This is a genomic window from Marinovum algicola, from assembly GCF_900109145.1.
GTDB classification, from domain to species: domain Bacteria; phylum Pseudomonadota; class Alphaproteobacteria; order Rhodobacterales; family Rhodobacteraceae; genus Marinovum; species Marinovum algicola.
The window spans coordinates 47,985-67,465 of record NZ_FNYY01000009.1; the positions used below are offsets into that span (position 1 = coordinate 47,985).

General features: G+C 66.3%; 16 protein-coding genes. 14 read left to right on the forward strand and 2 right to left on the reverse strand.

The genetic code is table 11. From position 1 onward, the window contains the following. Positions 1–3 precede the first annotated feature (3 nt). From mmsB to BMW90_RS13435, 6 genes are read left to right on the forward strand one after another with little or no spacing between them, the layout of a single operon-like run. Positions 4–1,233, forward strand: a complete 1,230-nt coding sequence (gene mmsB / locus BMW90_RS13410) for a multiple monosaccharide ABC transporter permease (protein WP_074837070.1) — start codon at positions 4–6, stop codon at positions 1,231–1,233. A 3-nt stretch (positions 1,234–1,236) separates the two neighbouring features. Further along, on the forward strand, positions 1,237–2,979 hold the full coding sequence (gene araD, locus BMW90_RS13415) for an L-arabinonate dehydratase (protein WP_074837071.1): 1,743 nt from the start codon (positions 1,237–1,239) through the stop codon (positions 2,977–2,979). Beyond that, entirely contained in the window at positions 2,979–3,920 is a 942-nt protein-coding gene (locus tag BMW90_RS13420) for a Gfo/Idh/MocA family protein (RefSeq protein ID WP_074837072.1), read from the forward strand. Before araD ends, BMW90_RS13420 begins: the two co-directional genes overlap by 1 nt. After that, positions 3,910–4,878, forward strand: coding sequence for an aldose epimerase family protein (locus BMW90_RS13425; protein WP_074837073.1), 969 nt, complete (start codon positions 3,910–3,912; stop codon positions 4,876–4,878). Before BMW90_RS13420 ends, BMW90_RS13425 begins: the two co-directional genes overlap by 11 nt. Next, on the forward strand, positions 4,875–5,792 hold the full coding sequence (locus BMW90_RS13430) for a dihydrodipicolinate synthase family protein (RefSeq protein ID WP_074837074.1): 918 nt from the start codon (positions 4,875–4,877) through the stop codon (positions 5,790–5,792). Before BMW90_RS13425 ends, BMW90_RS13430 begins: the two co-directional genes overlap by 4 nt. 10 nt (positions 5,793–5,802) lie before the next feature. Then, a complete protein-coding gene (locus BMW90_RS13435) occupies positions 5,803–7,323 on the forward strand; it encodes an aldehyde dehydrogenase (NADP(+)) (RefSeq protein WP_074837075.1) in 1,521 nt (506 codons plus the stop codon). Between the two features lie 23 nt (positions 7,324–7,346). Here the strand turns inward: BMW90_RS13435 and BMW90_RS13440 are convergent, their stop codons facing one another. After that, entirely contained in the window at positions 7,347–8,165 is an 819-nt protein-coding gene (locus BMW90_RS13440; protein ID WP_074837076.1) for an alpha/beta hydrolase, read from the reverse strand. A gap of 180 nt (positions 8,166–8,345) precedes the next feature. Between BMW90_RS13440 and BMW90_RS13445 the strand changes: the two genes are divergently transcribed. Further along, positions 8,346–9,185, forward strand: a complete 840-nt coding sequence (locus tag BMW90_RS13445; protein ID WP_074837077.1) for a tryptophan 2,3-dioxygenase — start codon at positions 8,346–8,348, stop codon at positions 9,183–9,185. Next, complete coding sequence (gene kynU / locus BMW90_RS13450) at positions 9,185–10,375, forward strand: kynureninase (RefSeq protein WP_074837078.1); 1,191 nt, start codon at positions 9,185–9,187, stop codon at positions 10,373–10,375. The genes BMW90_RS13445 and kynU overlap by 1 nt, the downstream gene beginning before the upstream one ends. Positions 10,376–10,383: 8 nt before the next feature. Here the strand turns inward: kynU and BMW90_RS13455 are convergent, their stop codons facing one another. Continuing rightward, a complete protein-coding gene (locus BMW90_RS13455; protein WP_074837079.1) occupies positions 10,384–12,315 on the reverse strand; it encodes a 3-hydroxyacyl-CoA dehydrogenase NAD-binding domain-containing protein in 1,932 nt (643 codons plus the stop codon). 118 nt (positions 12,316–12,433) lie between these two features. Here BMW90_RS13455 and BMW90_RS13460 point away from each other — a divergent pair, with 118 nt between their 5' ends. Genes BMW90_RS13460 through BMW90_RS13485 form a run of 6 tightly spaced genes read left to right on the forward strand, consistent with a single transcriptional unit; the run spans position 12,434 to position 19,481 of the window. Continuing rightward, entirely contained in the window at positions 12,434–14,728 is a 2,295-nt protein-coding gene (locus BMW90_RS13460; protein ID WP_074837080.1) for a bifunctional salicylyl-CoA 5-hydroxylase/oxidoreductase, read from the forward strand. Beyond that, the gene (locus BMW90_RS13465) at positions 14,725–15,444 is read left to right on the forward strand and encodes an SDR family NAD(P)-dependent oxidoreductase (RefSeq protein WP_074837081.1); all 720 of its coding nucleotides are present in this window, start codon (positions 14,725–14,727) and stop codon (positions 15,442–15,444) included. The genes BMW90_RS13460 and BMW90_RS13465 overlap by 4 nt, the downstream gene beginning before the upstream one ends. Then, complete coding sequence (locus BMW90_RS13470; RefSeq protein WP_048535083.1) at positions 15,441–15,908, forward strand: MarR family winged helix-turn-helix transcriptional regulator; 468 nt, start codon at positions 15,441–15,443, stop codon at positions 15,906–15,908. The genes BMW90_RS13465 and BMW90_RS13470 overlap by 4 nt, the downstream gene beginning before the upstream one ends. Then, positions 15,905–16,708, forward strand: coding sequence for an enoyl-CoA hydratase family protein (locus BMW90_RS13475; RefSeq protein WP_048535081.1), 804 nt, complete (start codon positions 15,905–15,907; stop codon positions 16,706–16,708). Before BMW90_RS13470 ends, BMW90_RS13475 begins: the two co-directional genes overlap by 4 nt. Further along, positions 16,708–17,862, forward strand: coding sequence for an acyl-CoA dehydrogenase family protein (locus tag BMW90_RS13480; RefSeq protein WP_074837082.1), 1,155 nt, complete (start codon positions 16,708–16,710; stop codon positions 17,860–17,862). The genes BMW90_RS13475 and BMW90_RS13480 overlap by 1 nt, the downstream gene beginning before the upstream one ends. Further along, complete coding sequence (locus BMW90_RS13485; RefSeq protein WP_074837083.1) at positions 17,859–19,481, forward strand: AMP-binding protein; 1,623 nt, start codon at positions 17,859–17,861, stop codon at positions 19,479–19,481. Before BMW90_RS13480 ends, BMW90_RS13485 begins: the two co-directional genes overlap by 4 nt.

Here is a 19,481-nt window from a genome sequence, read left to right on the forward strand (position 1 = left end):
GCCATGTCGATGGCCGAAGACACCAACCAAAAGGCCGGCGGCTCGGGCCGACTTGCCGAATACCTCACCGCGCATCTGCGCGAATACGGGCTGCTGTTTGCTCTGATCGCGATCATGGCGTTTTTTCAGGTGGTCACCAGCGGCACCTTGCTGCGCCCGATCAACCTGACCAACCTGCTGTTGCAGAACAGCTATATCGTCATCATGGCGCTGGGGATGCTGATCGTCATCGTCGCCGGGCACATCGACCTGTCGGTCGGTTCGGTGATGGGATTTGTCGGGGCGCTGGCGGCGGTGATGGTGGTCAACTGGGAGGTGCCCATCGCCGTGACCATGGCGACATGCGTCGTGGTCGGGGCGCTGATCGGCGGCGCGCAGGGCTATTGGGTGGCCTATTGGAAAATTCCCAGCTTCATCGTGACGCTTGCCGGGATGCTGGTGTTCCGCGGCTTGTCGCTGTGGCTTCTGGAAGGCCAGTCGGTCGGCCCCTTCCCGCGCGAATTCCAGGTGATCGCCACCGGTTTCGTGCCGGATGTCCTGCCCGGCGGCGAGGCGCTGAAAGGCGTCCTCGGCACCCGCAATTTCAATGTGCTTGCCTGCGCCATCGGCATCATCGCCGCAAGCTGGGTGGTCTGGTCCGGGCTGCGCAAGCGCGCCCACAACAAAGCCTACGGCATCGAGGACGAACCGCGCGCCTTCTTTGTGGTGCGCACCGCGATCATCGCGCTGGCGCTGGTCTTCATCCTCTACAAGCTGGCGACCTTTCGGGGCCTGCCCAATGTGCTGCTGACCATGGGCGTTCTGACCGTTGTCTATGCCTTCATCACCGAACGCACGGTGCTGGGCCGCCGCATCTATGCGCTTGGCGGCAACGAGAAGGCGGCCAAGCTCTCGGGCATCAAGACCGAACGGCTGACCTTCCTGGCCTTCGTCAACATGGGCATCCTGGCGGCCATCGCGGGACTGGTCTTTGCCGCCCGCCTGAACACCGCGACCCCCAAGGCCGGGTTCGCGCTGGAACTCGACGTGATCGCGGCGGTCTTTATCGGCGGGGCGTCGATGTCGGGCGGCGTTGGCCGGATCGTCGGCGCCGTGGTCGGCGCCTTCCTGATGGGGGTTCTCAACAACGGCATGTCGATCATGGGCATCGGCATCGATTACCAGCAGATGATCAAGGGGCTGGTGCTGCTCGCGGCCGTGATCTTCGACGTCTACAACAAGAAGAAGGGCTGAGGCATGGCTTTCAAACCCGCCAAATGGCCGCGCAAGCTGCGCTCTGCCGAATGGTACGAGGGCAGCACGAAGGACGTGATCTATCATCGCGGCTGGATGAAGAATCAGGGCTATCCCGACGATCTCTTTGACGGCCGCCCGGTGATCGGCATCCTCAACACCTGGTCCGACATGACGCCGTGCAACGGTCACCTGCGCGAACTGGCGGAAAAGGTGAAGGCCGGCATCTGGGAGGCCGGCGGGTTTCCGATGGAGGTGCCGGTATTCTCGGCCTCGGAAAACACCTTCCGCCCCACCGCGATGATGTTCCGCAACCTCGCCGCCCTCAGCATCGAGGAACAGATCCGCGGCCAGCCGATGGACGGCTGCGTGCTGATGGTGGGTTGCGACAAGACCACGCCGTCGCTTCTGATGGCGGCCGCGTCCTGTGACCTGCCGTCCATCGTGGTGACAGGCGGGCCGATGCTGAACGGCTGGTTCCAAGGCGAAAGGGTCGGCGCGGGCACGCACCTCTGGCGGTTTTCCGAGGCGGTGAAGGCCGGCGAGATGACGCAGGAGGACTTCCTCGAAGCGGAATCCGCCGTCACCCGCTCCTCCGGCACCTGCAACACCATGGGCACGGCGTCGAGCATGGCCAGCATGGCCGAAGCGCTTGGCATGGCGCTGTCGGGCAATGCGGCGATCCCTGCGGTGGACAGCCGCCGTCGGGTCATGGCGCAGCTTTCCGGGCGCCGCATCGTGCAGATGGTCAAGGACGATCTGAAACCCTCGGACATCCTGACCCGCGAGGCATTCGAAAATGCCATCCGTTGCAATGGGGCGGTGGGTGGTTCGACCAACACGGTCGTTCACATGTTGGCCATCGCGGGCCGGGTGGGCGTGGATCTCACGCTGGACGACTGGGACCGGTGCGGGCGTGACATTGCCACGATCCTGAACCTGCAACCCTCGGGCAAATACCTGATGGAGGAATTCTTCTATGCCGGCGGTCTGCCTGTGGTGCTGAAACGGCTGGCCGAGGGCGGCAAGCTGCACAAGACGGCGCTGACCGTTTCGGGCCGAACGGTCTGGGACGAGGTCAAGGACGCAAAGAACTGGAACGAGGACGTGATCCTGCCGCTCGACAAGGCCTTGACGCAAAAGGGCGGGATCGCGGTGCTGAAGGGCAATCTTGCGCCGAAGGGGGCGATCCTCAAACCCTCGGCCGCCTCGCCGCATCTGATGCAGCACCGCGGCCGCGCCGTCGTCTTCGAGGACATCGACGATTACAAGGCCAGGATCAACGATGACGCGCTCGACATCGACGAGACCTGCATCATGGTGCTCAAGAACTGCGGGCCCAAGGGCTATCCCGGTATGGCCGAGGTCGGCAACATGGGACTGCCGCCCAAGGTGCTGAAGAAAGGCGTCAAGGACATGATCCGCATTTCCGATGCGCGCATGTCCGGCACCGCCTATGGCACGGTGATCCTGCACACCTCGCCCGAGGCGGCGGCGGGCGGGCCGCTGGCGGTTGTCCGCAGCGGCGACATGATCGAGGTCGATGTCGAAAACCGGCGCCTGCACCTCGACATCACCGAGGCGGAATTGCAGGCGCGGCTGGCCGATTGGACGCCGGCGCATGAACGCGCCGAAAGCGGCTATGCCTGGCTGCACCAGGCGCATGTGGAAGGCGCGGATACCGGCGCCGACCTGGATTTCCTCAAGGGCTGCCGCGGGGCGCCCGTGGGCAAGGATTCTCACTGATGAAAATAGCCCTCGTTGGCATAGGAAAGATCGCGGTGGACGAGCATGTGCCCGCGATATCGGACAGCCCCGACTGGGAACTCGCCGCCACCGTCAGCCGGGAGGGCGCGGTTGACGGCGTGGAGGCCTTTACCGACCTCGGCGCCATGCTCGAGGCGCGGCCCGACATTCGCGTCGTCTCGCTCTGCCTGCCCCCGGTGCCGCGGTTTGCCTATGCGATGCAGGCCATTGCGGCCGGGCGCCATGTCATGCTGGAAAAGCCGCCCGGGGCCACGCTGGCCGAGTGCCATGCGCTCGAGCGGGCGGCGCGGGCAGCGGGGCTGACGCTCTACACCACCTGGCATTCGCGCGCGGCCGAGATGGTCGGGGCGGCGAAAGCCTGGCTGGAGGACAAGACGCTGACGTCGCTGACCGTGACCTGGAAAGAGGACGTGCGGCGCTGGCATCCGGGGCAGAGCTGGCTCTGGGAGCCGGGCGGTCTCGGTGTCTTTGACCCGGGCATCAACGCGCTGTCGATCGTGACCGAGATTCTGGCCGAAGACCTGCATGTCACCCAGGCGGTGCTGGAGGTGCCCGAGAACTGCCAGACGCCAATTGCGGCCCGGGTCGCGTTTTGCCATCCCGGCGGCGCCAGGGCCGAGGCCGTTTTCGACTGGCGCCAGCAAGGCGATCAGATTTGGGAGATCGTGGCGGTGACCGAAAGCGGCAGCCTCCGGCTGGCCGATGGCGGTGCAAGGCTCGAGATCGACGGCACGGTCAAGGGCGCGGCTGCGGCGCTCGCCGGGGAATACCCGCGGCTCTACAAGCGTATGGCCGACCTGGTGCGTCAGGGGCAATGCGATGTCGATCTGCGTCCGATGACCCTGGTGGCCGATATCTTCACGCTTGGCCGGCGCGAACGTGTGGCGCCCTTTGTCGAGAGTGCGACCGATGCCGCTTGACCCGCCGACCGAGGAAAGCCTGACCATTGCGCGCGGGCCGTCGCGGGCGCGGATCCTGACCTACGGCGCCACGCTGGCCGACTTTCGCCTCGATGGCTTTGCCCATTCGCTGGTGCTGGGCAGTGAGGACGCCGCCGCCTATCGCGGCCCGATGCGCTATTTCGGGGCCATTGTCGGACCGATTGCCAATCGCATCGCAGGCGGCCGGGCGCCGCTCGATGGCCGGATCGTCACACTCGCGACCAACGAGGGCGACACCGCGCTGCACGGCGGTCCGCAGGGACTGTCGCAGCGCAGCTGGAGCATCGAGAGCCGGGACCGGCATCGGGTGGTCCTTGGCATCGCGTCCGACCCGGGTGATGGCGGTCCGCCTGGGCCGCTGACGATCCGGGTGGCCTATGAGATCGAGGAGGACGGCGCGCTGCGGCTCGAGGTCACAGGTCAGAGCCCGGCGCAAACTTTCTGCAACCCGGCCTTTCACGGCTATTGGTGTCTCGGCAGCGAGGGGCTGGCCGGGCATCGGCTGTGTGTTGCCGCCGATCATTATCTGCCGACCGACCGGGCGCTGATCCCCACCGGCGAGATCGCACCGGTCGCCGGCACGGCCTATGACCTGCGAAGCCCGACGCCATTGCCGGCCGCTGTCGATCTTGACACCAACTTCTGCCTGAATGGCGCCGGCTTTCGCAAGGTCGCGTGGCTGGAAACCGACCGGCTGACGATGACGGTGGAGACCGATGCGCCGGGACTTCAGATCTATGATGCCGCCGGTCTCGACACGCGCCCGGCGCGGGGCCATCACGGAAAGCCCTATGGTGCCTTTGCCGGTCTGGCGATGGAGCCCCAGCTCTGGCCCGATGCGCCGAACCACCCAGACTTTCCCTCGATCGAATTGAGCACCGACAGGGTGTTCCGCCAATCCTCCCGTTTCAGATTCATCCGCAAGGAGATCCCATGATCCAACCATTGACCGGAATCCTCCCCGTGGCGCCGACGCCGTTTCACGCCGACGGGGCCATCGACACGGAGGGCATGACACGGGTGCTGGACTGCATGATCGACCAGGGGGTCGACGCGATCTGCATCCTGGCCAATTACTCGGAACAATTCGTTCTGTCGGATGAAGAGCGTGCCACCCTGACCCGGGTCTCGCTCGAGCATGTGTCGGGCCGGGTGCCGGTGATCGTCACCACCAGCCATTTCAGCACTCAGGTGGTGGTCGATCGCGCCCGCGAGGCCGAAGCCTTGGGCGCCGCGATGCTGATGATGATGCCGCCTTATCACGGTGTGGGTCTGGTGCCGGGCGAGGCGGCGATCTTCGAGCATTTCGCCGCCGCGTCGGATGCGGTCTCGATTCCGATCATGGTGCAGGATGCGCCACTATCGGGCGCGACCTTGCCGGTGCCACTGCTGGTGCGGATGGCGAAAGAGATCGAGAATGTCAGCTATTTCAAGATGGAAACACCGTTTGCCGCCGACAAGCTGGCGGCGTTGATCGAGGCGGGGGGCGAGCATATCGTTGGCCCGTTTGACGGCGAAGAGGCGGTGACCCTGCTGGCCGACCTGGATGCCGGCTGCACCGGCACCATGACCTCGGCGCTGCAACCCGAACTGATCCGGCCCATCGTCACCGAGTATCGCGCCGGCAATGTCGATGCCGCGCTGGCGCAATGGCGCGTCTGCCTGCCGCTGATCAACCATGAAAACCGCCAATGCGGGCTGCGAGCGGCCAAGACCGTGATGCAGGCGGGGGGCGTGATCGGTTCGGATCACGTGCGCCATCCGCTCAAACCGATGACGGACCGGACGCGCGCCCGGCTGCTGCAACTGGCGGCCGAAAGCGACGTGATCGCGCTGCGCTGGGGAAAGTGAGGACAACAAGATGGCCTATGAACACAAAGGCAAGCATCTGATCGCAGGCGATTGGATCGGGTCCGACGACAGTTTTGACTCGCAGCCGGTGACCGGGCCGGCGCTCAGTTTTGCGGCGGGTGGCGCAGAGGAAGTGGACCGCGCCGCGCGGGCCGCGGAACGCGCGTTTTCGACCTACGGCAACACCTCCCGCGCCGCGCGGGCGGATTTTCTCGAGGCCATCGCCGAAGAGATCGAGGGACGCGGCGCCGAGATCACCCGGCTTGGCTGCGCCGAGACTGGCCTGCCTGCCGCCCGGCTGGAGGGTGAGCGCGGACGCACCACCGGCCAGCTCAGACTGTTTGCGGCGCATATCCGCGAGGGCCGCCATCTTGACCGGCGTCATGATCCGGCGCTGCCCGAGCGGCAGCCCTTGCCGCGGCCAGATCTGCGAATGGTTCAGCGGCCCCTCGGGCCGGTGGCGGTCTTTGGCGCCTCGAATTTCCCGCTCGCCTTTTCGACTGCGGGCGGGGACACCGCATCGGCCCTCGCCGCCGGATGTCCGGTTGTGGTCAAGGGCCATCCGGCGCATCCGGCCACCGGCGAGATTGTCGCGGAGGCCATTGCCGCGGCCGTCGCGCGCAGCGGCATGCCGCCGGGCACCTTTTCCTTTGTTCAGGGAACCAGCCATGCCCTTGGCGGCGCCCTGGTCCAACACCCCCTGATCCGCGCGGTCGGCTTCACCGGATCGCTGGCGGGCGGCCGGGCGCTCTTCGATCTCTGCGCTGCCCGCCCCGAACCGATCCCGTTCTTTGGCGAGCTGGGCTCGGTAAACCCGGTCTTTCTCCTGCCGGCGGCGCTTGCGTCTCGGGCGACCGAGCTTGGCGCGGCCTGGGCCGCATCGCTGACCATGGGGGTGGGCCAGTTCTGCACCAAGCCGGGCATCGTGGTCGCCGCCGAGGGGCCGGGGCTCGAGGCCTTCACCCAGGCGGCGGCCCGCGCGGCCTCCGATGTGGCCGCTTCGGCGATGCTGACCGAGGGGATCGCAAGCGCCTTCGGGCGCGGCGCGGCGCAGGTCAGATCGCGGCCCGGCGTGACGGAGATCCTCAATGCTCCCGCCGAGGGGCGACAGGCCGGGCCGGCGCTGTTCCAGGTCAGCGCCCGGGACTGGCTTGCACAAAGTGCGCTGGCCGAAGAGGTCTTTGGACCGCTGGGCCTTGTCGTGACCGCTTCCGGGCCGGAGCAGATGCTCGAGGTTGCCAGAAGCCTGAAAGGCCAGCTAACCGCAACGCTTCAGCTCGACGAGGCCGACACCGACCTGGCGCGGGAATTCGTTCCGGTGCTGGAACACAAGGCCGGGCGCGTGCTTGTGAACGGCTTTCCGACCGGGGTCGAGGTGGCCGATGCGATGGTACATGGCGGGCCCTATCCCGCATCTACCAATTTTGGCGCTACCTCGGTCGGCACCCTGGCGATCCGCCGGTTCCTGCGGCCGGTATGTTACCAGAACATGCCCGAGCGCCTGTTGCCGGCAGACCTGCGCGACGACTGACCGGCCTGCCGGTCCTGGCCCGGCTAAAGGTCGGTCAAGGCGCGGCAGAGCGGGTGTGAAGGGTCGCGCAGCCCGTCGATGACGTCGAAATGGTGGCGATCGGCTTCGGCGATCAGGGGCACCGGAGCGTCAGCCGTGCTCCAGGCCTCGGACAGCAGCGCCGACTGGCGCAGGAACTCGGGGCGCTCCGCCGCCCCGACCCAAGCCGTCACCTCGACGTTGGGCACCAATCGGCACAGCGCCGGGCTTTCGGCGGCGGCCTCCTCGGGGGTGAGTTTGAGCGAATCGTTCATCGGGTTGAGTTGCAGCGGACGCAGGTCATGCACGCCGCTGATCGAAACCACCCGGTCGACTCGAGCCAGCACCTCGGGGGGCAGGGGGCTGTCGTCGCAGACCATGCGGGTCACGAGATGCCCGCCGGCGGAATGCCCGGTCAGACGGATCGGTCCGGGCACCCGCGCGGCCATCGCGGCGATGGCCCGCCCGATCTGGCCGGTGATCTCGCTGATGCGCGCTTCGGGGGCCAGGGTATAGCCGGGCAGGGCGACGGCCCAGCCCTGCGCCAGCGCGCTTGCCGCGAGATGGGACCAGTAGGATTTGTCGAAGGCCAGCCAGAAGCCGCCATGCACGATAACCACCAGACCATGGGCGGCCTGTTGCGGCAGGAAGATGTCATACGTTTCGCGCGGATGATCGCCGTAGGGCAGGTCCAACTCGCCTGCCACGTCCTCGCGAAATCGTGCCGCCGCGGCGGCCCATCTGTCGGGATAGTCATCGCCTTCGGGAATATGCGCGGCATTGGCAAAGGCGTCGCCCCAGTCGATCCCCGTCAAATCGCTCATCGTCAAATCCTCTCCCTTCGTCTGCCGATCTTTATTCAAGCATAAAAGGTTTATGCTTGAAATAACTTTCTGATCCGGCCACACTGCCCCGCGCCCGCCCGCCGCCGCCTGCGGCACGTCCCGGGTGCCGTGCAGCATGCGACGCCGGGTGCGCGGATACCATAGCCTGAAGGGCATGTGATGACAGATAACAGCTACGATCCGGGCGCCGAGGGCACCAAGATGTCCTTTTCGGACGCGATGTCATATAGCGATTACCTGAGGATAGATGAGCTGCTGTCGCTGCAACAACCGCTGTCCCCGGCGCATGACGAGATGCTGTTCATCATCCAGCACCAGACCAGCGAGCTGTGGATGAAGCTGGCGATCCGCGAACTCTCGAGCGCGCGCGAGGCGCTTCTTTCCGGCCAGCTTCCGGCGATGTTCAAGATGCTCGCCCGGGTCACGCGGATTTTCGAGCAGCTCAATTCCGCCTGGGACGTGCTGCGCACCATGACGCCGGCCGATTACACCCGGTTCCGGGATTCGCTGGGCGCATCCTCGGGGTTTCAATCCTATCAATACCGGATGATCGAATTCATTCTAGGCAACCGGAATGCAAACATGCTGGCGCCGCATGAGCATGTGCCGCAGGTCCGCCAGATGCTCTCGGACGAGCTCGCGCGCCCCAGCCTGTATGACGAGGTGGTGCGCCTGTTGTTCCAGACGCTGGATGGCGGCACCGACGGGATGCCCGCGCCGCAACTGCGTCAGCCGCACGCGGCCATGCCCGAAATCCAGGAGCGCTGGAAGCGGGTCTATCAGGATGTCGAGACCTATTGGACGTTATATGAGCTGGCCGAAAAGCTGGTCGATCTCGAAGATTACCTCCGCCGCTGGCGGTTCAATCACGTCACTACGGTGGAACGTGTCATCGGCTTCAAACGTGGCACCGGCGGCTCTTCGGGCGTGCAATACCTGAGGCGGATGCTGAGCGTCGAGCTGTTTCCCGAACTGTGGCACCTGCGCGGAGAATTGTGATGACCGACCTGCCGAAAAAAGAGCTGTTTTCCCTGCCCGAGGGGGTGATCTACCTCGATGGCAATTCGCTCGGCCCGTTGCCGCGCAAGGCGCGCGCCCGCGCTGCGCAGGTGATCGACGCCGAATGGGGGCAAGAGTTGATCAAGGCCTGGAACACCGCCGACTGGATCGGGCTGCCCAAGCAGGTGGGCGACCGGATCGGCGGGCTGGTCGGCGCGCCCGAGGGGACGATCGCCACCGGCGACACGCTGTCGATCAAGGTGTATCAGGCGCTGGCGGCCGCGTTGAAGATGCGCCTGGACCGCAAAGTCATCCTGTCGGACAGCGGCAACTTTCCCTCCGATCTCTATATGGCGGAGGGGCTGATCGAGACCATCGACAAAGGGCTGGAGCTGCGCACGCCGGCGCCCGAGGCGGTGCTGGAGGCGATCACCGACGAGGTTGCCGTGGTGATGCTGACCCAAGTCGATTACCGCACCGGCAGGATGCATGACATGCAGGCGCTCACCCGGGCGGCCCATGCCGCCGGGGCGGTGATGATCTGGGATCTGGCGCATAGTGCCGGTGCGGTGCCGGTGGATCTGATGGCGTCCGAGGCCGAATTTGCCGTCGGCTGTACCTACAAATATCTCAACGGCGGCCCCGGCGCGCCGGCCTTCATCTACGTGCGGCCCGACCTGATCGAGACGGTCGAACCGGCGCTGTCCGGCTGGATGGGCCATGATGCGCCCTTTGCCATGGAGCGGCACTATCGCCCGGCCATGACAACCGAAAGGCTGCGCATCGGCACGCCGCCCATCGTGCAGCTTTCGATCCTTGAAGAGGCGATGAACATCTGGGAGGGCGTCGACATGGCCGAGATCCGGGCCGCGTCGATCGAATTGTCCGAACTCTTCATCCGCGAGATCGAAGCCCGCTGCCCCGATCTGACCCTGGCCTCGCCCCGCGATCCGCAACAGCGCGGTTCGCAGGTGTCCTTTGCCTTTGACAACAGCTATCCGGCGATGCAGGCGCTGATCGCGCACGACGTCATCGGCGATTTCCGTGCGCCCGACATAATGCGTTTCGGCTTCACGCCGCTCTATCTCGATGCCGATGACATTCGGGTTGCCGCCGGGCGGATCGAGCGGGTGTTCCGCGACGGGTTGTGGCGGGATCCGGCCTATCAGACCCGGTCGCGGGTGACCTGACGGGCCGGTCAGGGCTGTCCGGCCAGGAACATCGGCCCGCCGCGATGGCGCGGGAAGCCGTAGCCGTTCACCATCACCACGTCGATATCCTCGGCCCGGCGCGCGGTGCCATCGGCAAGCACTGCGCGCGCTTCGGCCTGCATTGCATCCAGCAGGCGGCGCATGATGTCGGCCGGGCGGTCAGCCGTGCGGCCCTGCCGCGCGCGCTCGGCCGCGATCATCCCGCGCACGGTCTCTGACGGCACCGGCCTGCCTTCGACGTAATCGTACCAGCCTGCGCCGGCCTTGCGGCCCAGGCGGCCGGCCTCGCAGATGCGGTCGGCGATCGCGACGTAGCGCTCGTTCGGATCGCGCGTGGCGGCGCGGCGTTTGCGCATCGCCCAGCCGATATCCAGCCCGGCCATGTCCTGCATTTCGAAGATGCCGATCGGAAAGCCGAAATCGCGCATGGCGGCATCCACTTCTTCGGGCCAGGCGCCGTCCTCGACGATGTACTCCGCCTCGCGGCGATAGGCCGACATGATGCGGTTGCCGATGAAGCCTTCGCAGACCCCGGCGAACACGCCGATCTTGCCCAGCCGCTTGGCAAAGGCCGCCGCACTGGCAGCCACCGTGTCGGCGACCGCATCGGGCAGGACGATTTCGAGCAGTTTCATCACATGCGCGGGCGAAAAGAAGTGCAGCCCGATCACCCGGGAGGGATCATCGAGTGTCGCGGCCAGTTCATCGATATCGAGATACGATGTGTTGGTGGCCAGGATCGCGTCGGGCCGGGTGGCGGCCTCAAGCTCGGCAAACACCGCTTTCTTGACCGCCATCTCCTCGAACACCGCCTCGATCACCAGATCGGCCTGCGCCAGCGCAGCATATTCCGTGCCCGCCGCAAAACGGTCGAGCGTGACCGCGACGGCGGCGGCATCCTGACCTTCGCGCCGCGCGCTTTCCTCCACCATCTCGCGCACCCGCCTGGCGCCGGCCTCGGCGGTGGCTGCGTCGCGTTCGACCATCCGCACCTGAAACCCGCGCCGCAAACAGGCGGTGGCGATGCCGGCGCCCATCGTGCCGCCGCCGACAACGCCGACCTCGGCGATCTCGCGGGCCGTGCCCTTGGCGCGCGGGTCCGACAGGCTGCGCCGTTCGGCGAAGAACACATGGCGCAGCGCCGCACATTGCGGGCTGGACTTGAGCCGCAGGAACCGCGCGCGCTCGGCTTGCAGCGCGTCCTCCGGCGGCGCGGTCAGGGCCTGCGTCACGGCCTCGACCGCCTCGGCCACCGAAACCTGACCGCGTGCCTTGGCGACAAGCCTGGCGCCGATCCCGGCGAGCGCCCCGGCGTCAAAGGGCCGTACCGGCCGGCTCAGCGTCGGCACCGTCCCGGTGGCTTTGCGGGCGCGCGTCAGGGCGGCTTGCAGCAGGTCGTCGCCGGCAATCGCGTCGATCAGACCGGCGCTCAAGGCGTCCTGTGCGGTAATCGGCTTGCCCCCGGCAATCATCCGCAGCGCCAGATCGCCCGGCACCAGACGCGGCAGGCGTACCGTGCCCCCGGCCCCCGGGATCAGCCCGAGTGTCACTTCGGGCAGACCCAGCCGGGTGCCCGGGGCGGCGATGCGGATGTGACAGCCCATCGCCACCTCCAGCCCGCCGCCCAGCACCGTGCCATGCAGCGCCGCGATCCAGGGTTTGTCAGAGGCTTCCACGGCCGCAATGACATCCGGCAGATGCGGCGCTTGGGGCGGGGCGTCAAACTCTGTCGCATCCGCCCCCGCGATAAAGGTCCGCCCGGCACAGCGCAGCACGACGGCGGCGACCGCCGGGTCGCGCTCCAGCGTTTCGATCCGGCTCAGAAGCGCCGCGCGCACCGCCTGCGAGGTGACGTTGACCGGCGGATTGTCGATGGTGACGATGGCCAGATTGCCGTCGTGGGTCAGCTCTACCGTCATGGATCGGCCTTTCGAACGGGTCGGGCGCATTGATATTAGTTTAGGCCTAAAATTTCAAGCTTGAAATAAAATTCGGTCAGGTTAAGCTTGCAGGCGAGCAAACCAGGGAACTTGGATCATGCGCATTGCCTGCCTGGGCGGAGGGCCGGCCGGCCTGTACTTCGCCATTTCGATGAAATTGCGTGATCCCTCGCACGAGATCACGGTGATCGAGCGCAACAAGGCAGATGATACCTTTGGCTGGGGCGTGGTGCTGTCGGACGAGACCTTGCAGAACCTCGCCGCCAACGATCCGGTTTCGGCCGCCGCCATTCAACAGCATTTCGCCTACTGGGATGACATTGCGCTGCATTTCAAGGGCGAGCGGATCGTCTCGTCCGGTCACGGCTTCTGCGGTATCGGGCGCCGGCAATTGCTGCTTCTTTTGCAGGAGCGCGCCGGCGCCTTGGGGGTGGCGCTGCGTTTCGAGACAGAGGCCGCCTGTGCCGAGGATTACCGGAGCAAGTATGACATCGTGGTGGGCTGCGACGGGCTGAATTCGCGGACACGCGCGCTCTATTCCGACACCTTCAAACCCGATGTCGAGGAGCGCCAGTGCCATTTCGTCTGGCTGGGCACCCGCCAGACCTTCAAAGACGCCTTCACCTTCATCTTTGAAGAGACGGAGCACGGCTGGGTCTGGGCGCATGCCTATCAGTTTGACGATGACACCGCGACCTTCATCGTCGAATGCGCGCCCGAGACCTTCGAGGCCTGGGGCTTCGCCCGGATGAGCCAACAGGAGTCGATTGCGGTTTGCGAAAGGATCTTTGCCCGCCATCTCGGCGGCCACAGCCTGATGACCAACGCCACCCACATTCGCGGCTCGGCCTGGATCCGCTTTCCCCGGGTGCTGTGCGAAACCTGGCATCACGAGAATGTCGTGCTGATGGGCGACGCGGCGGCGACGGCGCATTTCTCGATCGGATCGGGGACCAAGCTGGCGCTTGAAAGCGCCATCGCGTTGGCGACCTTGCTGGACAGCGAACCGACCATCGACGCTGCCTTCGAGAAATACACCGATGCCCGCAGGCTCGAGGTGCTGCGGCTGCAATCGGCGGCGCGCAACTCGCTGGAATGGTTCGAAGAGGTCGAACGGTATTTCAATCTCGATCCGGTTCAGCTCAATTATTCCATGCTGACCCGGTCGCAGCGGATCAGCCACGAAAACCTGCGCGCGCGCGACAAGGCCTGGCTGGAAAGTGCCGAGCGCTGGTTTCTGGCCCGTGCCGGGGTGGCGCAGGACACGCCGCTGCGCAGCCCGATGTTCGCGCCTTACGCCTTGCGCGGCATGCGGCTCAAGAACCGCGTCGTCGTGTCGCCGATGGCGCAGTACATGGCGAAAGACGGCTGTCCCACCGACTGGCACCTGACCCATTACGGCGAACGTGCCAAGGGCGGCGCCGGGCTGGTCTATACCGAAATGACTTGCGTCAGCCCCGAGGGACGGATCACCCCCGGCTGCCCCGGTCTCTATACCGCCGAGCACGCGGCAGCCTGGCGGCGGCTGACCCGCTTTGTCCACGAATATACCGACGCCCGGATTTGCTGCCAGATCGGACATTCTGGGCGCAAGGGCTCGACCCAACTCGGCTGGGAAGAGATGGACGCGCCGTTGAAATCCGGCAACTGGGAGACGGTCAGCGCCTCGCCCATCCCCTGGTCCGATGCCAACCCCGTCCCGCGTGAGATCACCCGGGCCGAAATGGACGAGATCCGGGGGCAATTCGTCGCCGCCGCCGAAATGGCCGACGGTGCCGGCTTTGACATGATCGAGCTGCATGCCGCGCATGGCTATCTTTTGTCCTCCTTCATTTCGCCGGTCTCCAATCGGCGCACCGACACCTACGGCGGCCCGCTGGACAACCGCCTGCGCTATCCGCTGGAAGTCTTTGCCGCGATGCGCGCGGTCTGGCCCGAGACCAAGCCGATGTCGGTCCGCATTTCCGCCAATGACTGGCTGGGCGACGAGGGTGTGACGCCGGACGAGGCCGTCGCCGTCGCGCGTGCCTTCCGCGCGGCCGGGGCCGATCTGATCGATGTTTCGGCGGGCCAGACCAGCAACCGGGCCCGCCCGGTCTATGGCCGCATGTTCCAGACCCCGTTCAGCGACCGCATCCGCAACGAAGCCGGCATCCCGACCATGGCGGTGGGCAATATCTACGAGGCCGATCACGCCAATTCGATCCTGATGGCGGGTCGGGCCGATCTGGTGGCGGTGGGCCGGCCACATCTGGCCGATCCCTACTGGACGCTGCATCAGGCTGCCCTGATCGGCGACCGCGCCGCGCCGGACTGGCCCTTGCCCTATCATGCCGGGCGCGACCAGTTGTGGCGGCTGGCCGACCGCGATGCCGAACAGGTGCGGGCATGAGACGGGTTCTGGTCACCGGCGGCGGCACTGGCATCGGCCTCGCGATCGCCCGGGCCTTCGCGGCGGCCGGCGAGGGCGTCACCATTTCCGGCCGGCGCGAGGCGCCGCTGCGCGCTGCGGCTGCGGCCGGCGGGTTCGACTGGATCACCGCCGATGTCACCTGCGAGGACGACATGCCCCGGTTGTTCGCCCGGCCCTTTGATGTGGTCGTGGCCAATGCCGGCAGCGGCCAGCCCGCCAAGATCGCCGACCTGACGCTGGCACAATGGAACGCGACGCTGGCCGTCAACCTTACGGGCACCTTCCTGACCTTCCGGGCGGCATTGGCCGGGATGCCTGTCGGCGGACGGTTGATCGCCCTCGCCTCCACCGCCTCCTTGCAGGGCGGCGCGGCGATCCCGGCCTATGCGGCGGCCAAGCACGGGGTGCTGGGGCTGGTGCGGTCGGTGGCGCAGGACGTGGCGCGGCGCGGCATTACCTGCAACGCCATCTGCCCGGGTTTCGTCGATACCGACATGGCGCAGGCCGCCACCGAGGGGCTGATGAAACGCTTCGACATTCCCCGCGACGAGGCCGTCGCGCGGCTGGTCGGCGGCAACCCGATGCGGCGGTTGATTGATCCCGAGGAGGTGGCGGCGACGGCGCTTTTTCTGGCCTCGGAGGGGGCCGCCGCGATCAACGGCCACGCGCTCAGCATTTCCGGAGGCGAGATATGACGCTTGACGAGAAGATTTCGACCGACACGCTGTCGAAAACCCGGCTGCGCCTCTGGCTGCGGCTCCTCAAGCTGACCGGCAGCATCGAGGCCGAGTTGCGCCGCCGGCTGCGTGATCAGCATGGCACGACGCTGCCCAGGTTCGACGTGATGGCAGCGCTGGCGCGCCATCCCGAGGGGCTGAAGATGAGCGAGCTCTCGACATTCCTGCGGGTGTCGAACGGCAATGTCACCGGCGTTGTCGACCGGCTGACCGAAGATGGGCTGGCCTGCCGCGTGGCCTTTCCCGGCGACCGCCGGGCTCAGGTGGCGCGGCTGACCGAAGCGGGCAAGGCGGAATTCGCCGCGCTGGCGGTCGATCACGAAAGCTGGATCAACGACATGCTGGACGGGTTCGACGAGGACGAGGCGCAACATCTCCTGGCCCTGCTCAGCGCATCGACGGAGGGAGGACCCAGACCATGACAGGCACCCAGGCCGAACATTTCCGCTGCACGGTGGCGGGTGGCATTGCCCGCATCGCGCACGACCGGCCCGAGCGGAAGAACCCGTTCACCTTCGACAGTTACGCCGCGCTGCGCGACTGGTTTCGCGGGCTGGCCTATTCCGAGGACATCCATGCCGTGGTGATCCTGCCCAATGGCGGAAACTTCTCTTCCGGCGGAGACGTCCATGATATCATCGGTCCGCTGACCCGGATGAGCATGAAGGAGCTTCTGGCCTTTACCCGGATGACCGGTGATCTGGTCAAGGCGATGGTGCATTGCGGCAAGCCGGTCATCGCCGCCGTCGATGGCGTCTGTGCCGGGGCCGGGGCGATCATGGCGATGGCCTCGGATCTGCGGCTGGCGACACCCGAGGCAAGGACTGCCTTCCTGTTCAACCGCGTCGGCCTCGCCGGCTGTGACATGGGCGCTTGCGCCATGCTGCCCCGGATCATCGGACAGGGCCGCGCGGCAGAGCTGCTTTACACCGGGCGGGCCATGTCCGCCGAGGAGGGCGAGCGCTGGGGCTTCTTCAACCGCGTGGTCGCGGCCGAGGCGCTCGAGGGCGAGGCGGTGAAACTGGCCGAACGCATCGTCGCCGGGCCGACATTCGCCAATTCCATGACCAAGACGATGCTGGCGCAGGAATGGAACATGAGCCTGGATCAGGCGATCGAAGCGGAGGCGCAAGCCCAGGCGATCTGCATGCAGGGCCGCGATTTCACCCGCGCCTACGAGGCCTTCGTGGCCAGGGCAAAACCGGTGTTCGAGGGCGACTGATGGCTGACACATCTTACCGTTCCTGGCCGTTTCTGGACGAGGCGCATCGCGACTGGGCCAGGCAAGTCGAAACCGTGGCCGCCGGGCTCGAGATCGACCACAGTGACACCGATGCGGCCTGTCGCCGGCTGGTCCAGGATCTGGGCGCGGCGGGGCTTTTGCAGGCCACCGCGAGCCCCGATGGCGCGCTCGAGGTGCGCAATCTCTGTCTCGCGCGCGAAATCCTGGCTCGCCACGACGGGCTGGCGGATTTCGCCTTTGCCATGCAGGGGCTGGGCACCGGTGCGATTTCGCTCTTCGGCACCGAGGCGCAGAAATCCCGGTGGCTGCCACAAACCCGCGCCGGCAAGGCGATTTCGGCCTTTGCCCTGACCGAGCCGGGCTCGGGATCCGACGTCGCCAATTCCACCATGACGGCCCGCCGCGAGGGCGATGATTACATCCTCAATGGCGAAAAGACCTGGATCTCGAATGGCGGGATTGCCGATCTCTACACGCTCTTTGCCCGCACCGGCGAGGCCCCGGGGGCCAAGGGGCTTTCCGCCTTTGTCGTCCCCGCCGATCTGCCGGGGTTCGAAATCACCGAGCGGCTCGACACCATCGCGCCGCATCCCCTGGCCACCCTGCGGTTCACCGAGTGCCGGATTCCCGCCAGCGCGATGCTGGGCGCGCCGGGGCAGGGGTTTCGCATCGCCATGTCCGTGCTCGACGTGTTTCGGCCGACCGTCGCGGCGGCGGCACTGGGATTTGCCCGCCGCGCGCTGGACGAGGCGCTTGCTCGCGTCGACAGCCGGCACGTGCAGGGCGCGCCCCTCTTTGATCTGCAAATGGTGCAGGGCCATCTGGCTGACATGGCACTTGACGTCGATGCGGCGGCGCTTCTGGTCTATCGCGCGGCCTGGGCCAAGGACACTGGCACGCCACGGATCACCCGCGAAGCGGCGATGGCCAAGCTCTTTGCCACCGATCACGCCCAGATCGTCATCGACAAGGCGGTGCAGATCTTTGGTGGCGAGGGAGTGCGCTCGGGCTCCACGGTCGAGACGCTTTATCGCGAAATCCGCGCCCTGCGCATCTACGAGGGCGCTTCGGACGTTCAAAAAGTCATCATCGCCCGCGCCGCCCGCGCGGCCCATCAGGGAGACCGCGCATGACACTCCGCCCCTCCGGCCACACCGACACCTTTGCCCGCGACAACCTGCCCCCCGAAGAGAACTGGCCCGACCTGCTGCTTGACGGTTTCGACTATCCCGACCGGCTGAATGCCGCCGTCGAGCTGACCGACGCGATGGTCGACAAGGGCTTTGGCGACCACACGGCCCTGATCGGCAACGGGCGCAGGCGCACCTACAAGGAGCTGACAGACTGGACCAACCGCCTGGCGCATGTGCTGGTCGAAGACCTTGGCGTGCAGCCCGGCAACCGGGTGCTGATCCGTTCGGCCAACAATCCGGCCATGGTGGCCTGCTGGCTGGCCGCGACCAAGGCCGGGGCCGTGGTCGTCAACACCATGCCGATGCTGCGCGCCGGAGAGCTGGTGAAATATGTCGACAAGGCCGAGGTCCAGTTCGCGCTCTGCGATACCCGGCTGATGGAGGAAATGACGGCCTGCGCCGGAAAATGTCCGAGCCTGAAGTCGGTCATGGGGTTTGACGGCACCTCGAACCACGAGGCCGAGCTGGACCGGCTGGCGCTGGAAAAGCCGGTGCATTTCGACGCGGTCGACACGGCACAGGACGACGTGGCGCTTTTGGGCTTCACCTCCGGTTCGACCGGCGCGCCGAAGGCGACGATGCATTTTCACCGCGATCTGCTGATCATCGCCGACGGCTACGCCAAGGAAGTTCTGGGCGTGACACCCGAGGATGTCTTTGTCGGCTCGCCGCCGTTGGCCTTTACCTTCGGACTGGGCGGACTGGCGATCTTTCCGCTGCGCTTCGGGGCCGCTGCGACGCTGCTGGAAACCGCCTCGCCGCCTAACATGATCGAGATCATCCAGAAATACCGCGCCACCGTCTCCTTCACCGCGCCGACGGCCTATCGCGTGATGTTGCAGGCGATGGAAGAGGGCGCGGACCTGTCGTCCCTGCGGGCGGCGGTGTCGGCGGGCGAGACATTGCCCAAGCCGGTCTATGACGCCTGGATCGCCCAGACCGGCAAACCGATGCTCGACGGGATCGGGGCCACGGAAATGCTGCATATCTTCATTTCGAACCACTTCGACGATCATCGCCCGGCCTGTACCGGCAAACCGACCGCCGGCTATCAGGCCAGGGTTCTGCAAGAGGATGGGCGCGAAGCGCCACGCGGCACGATGGGCCGGCTTGCCGTGCGCGGCCCCACCGGATGCCGCTATCTGCGCGGCGAGCGGCAGACGGAATATGTTCAGGACGGCTGGAACATCACCGGCGACAGTTTCGTGCAGGACGAAGAGGGCTATTTCCACTTCACCGCCCGCAGCGACGACGTGATCGTTTCGGCCGGCTACAACATCGCCGGGCCCGAGGTCGAGGCTGCGCTGCTGGCCCATCCCGACGTCTCCGAATGCGGCGTGATCGGTGCCCCGGACGAGACCCGCGGCATGATCGTCGAGGCGCATGTGGTGCTGATGCCGGGTGTCACGCCCTCGCAGGAGCTGACCACGCGCTTGCAAGAGCACGTCAAGGCCACCATCGCGCCCTACAAATATCCCCGGGCGCTGCGCTATGTCGACAGCCTGCCCAAGACGTCGACAGGCAAGATCCAGCGCTTTTTGTTGCGGGCGAAGGACTGA

Excerpts from the sequence above, each read along its gene's own strand:
- mmsB (WP_074837070.1), top strand. The coding sequence starts at position 4 with ATGTCGATGGCCGAAGACACCAACCAAAAGGCCGGCGGCTCGGGCCGA.
- araD (WP_074837071.1), top strand. The coding sequence starts at position 1,237 with ATGGCTTTCAAACCCGCCAAATGGCCGCGCAAGCTGCGCTCTGCCGAA.
- BMW90_RS13420 (WP_074837072.1), top strand. The coding sequence starts at position 2,979 with ATGAAAATAGCCCTCGTTGGCATAGGAAAGATCGCGGTGGACGAGCAT.
- BMW90_RS13425 (WP_074837073.1), top strand. The coding sequence starts at position 3,910 with ATGCCGCTTGACCCGCCGACCGAGGAAAGCCTGACCATTGCGCGCGGG.
- BMW90_RS13430 (WP_074837074.1), top strand. The coding sequence starts at position 4,875 with ATGATCCAACCATTGACCGGAATCCTCCCCGTGGCGCCGACGCCGTTT.
- BMW90_RS13435 (WP_074837075.1), top strand. The coding sequence starts at position 5,803 with ATGGCCTATGAACACAAAGGCAAGCATCTGATCGCAGGCGATTGGATC.
- BMW90_RS13440 (WP_074837076.1), bottom strand. The coding sequence starts at position 8,165 with ATGAGCGATTTGACGGGGATCGACTGGGGCGACGCCTTTGCCAATGCC.
- BMW90_RS13445 (WP_074837077.1), top strand. The coding sequence starts at position 8,346 with ATGACAGATAACAGCTACGATCCGGGCGCCGAGGGCACCAAGATGTCC.
- kynU (WP_074837078.1), top strand. The coding sequence starts at position 9,185 with ATGACCGACCTGCCGAAAAAAGAGCTGTTTTCCCTGCCCGAGGGGGTG.
- BMW90_RS13455 (WP_074837079.1), bottom strand. The coding sequence starts at position 12,315 with ATGACGGTAGAGCTGACCCACGACGGCAATCTGGCCATCGTCACCATC.
- BMW90_RS13460 (WP_074837080.1), top strand. The coding sequence starts at position 12,434 with ATGCGCATTGCCTGCCTGGGCGGAGGGCCGGCCGGCCTGTACTTCGCC.
- BMW90_RS13465 (WP_074837081.1), top strand. The coding sequence starts at position 14,725 with ATGAGACGGGTTCTGGTCACCGGCGGCGGCACTGGCATCGGCCTCGCG.
- BMW90_RS13470 (WP_048535083.1), top strand. The coding sequence starts at position 15,441 with ATGACGCTTGACGAGAAGATTTCGACCGACACGCTGTCGAAAACCCGG.
- BMW90_RS13475 (WP_048535081.1), top strand. The coding sequence starts at position 15,905 with ATGACAGGCACCCAGGCCGAACATTTCCGCTGCACGGTGGCGGGTGGC.
- BMW90_RS13480 (WP_074837082.1), top strand. The coding sequence starts at position 16,708 with ATGGCTGACACATCTTACCGTTCCTGGCCGTTTCTGGACGAGGCGCAT.
- BMW90_RS13485 (WP_074837083.1), top strand. The coding sequence starts at position 17,859 with ATGACACTCCGCCCCTCCGGCCACACCGACACCTTTGCCCGCGACAAC.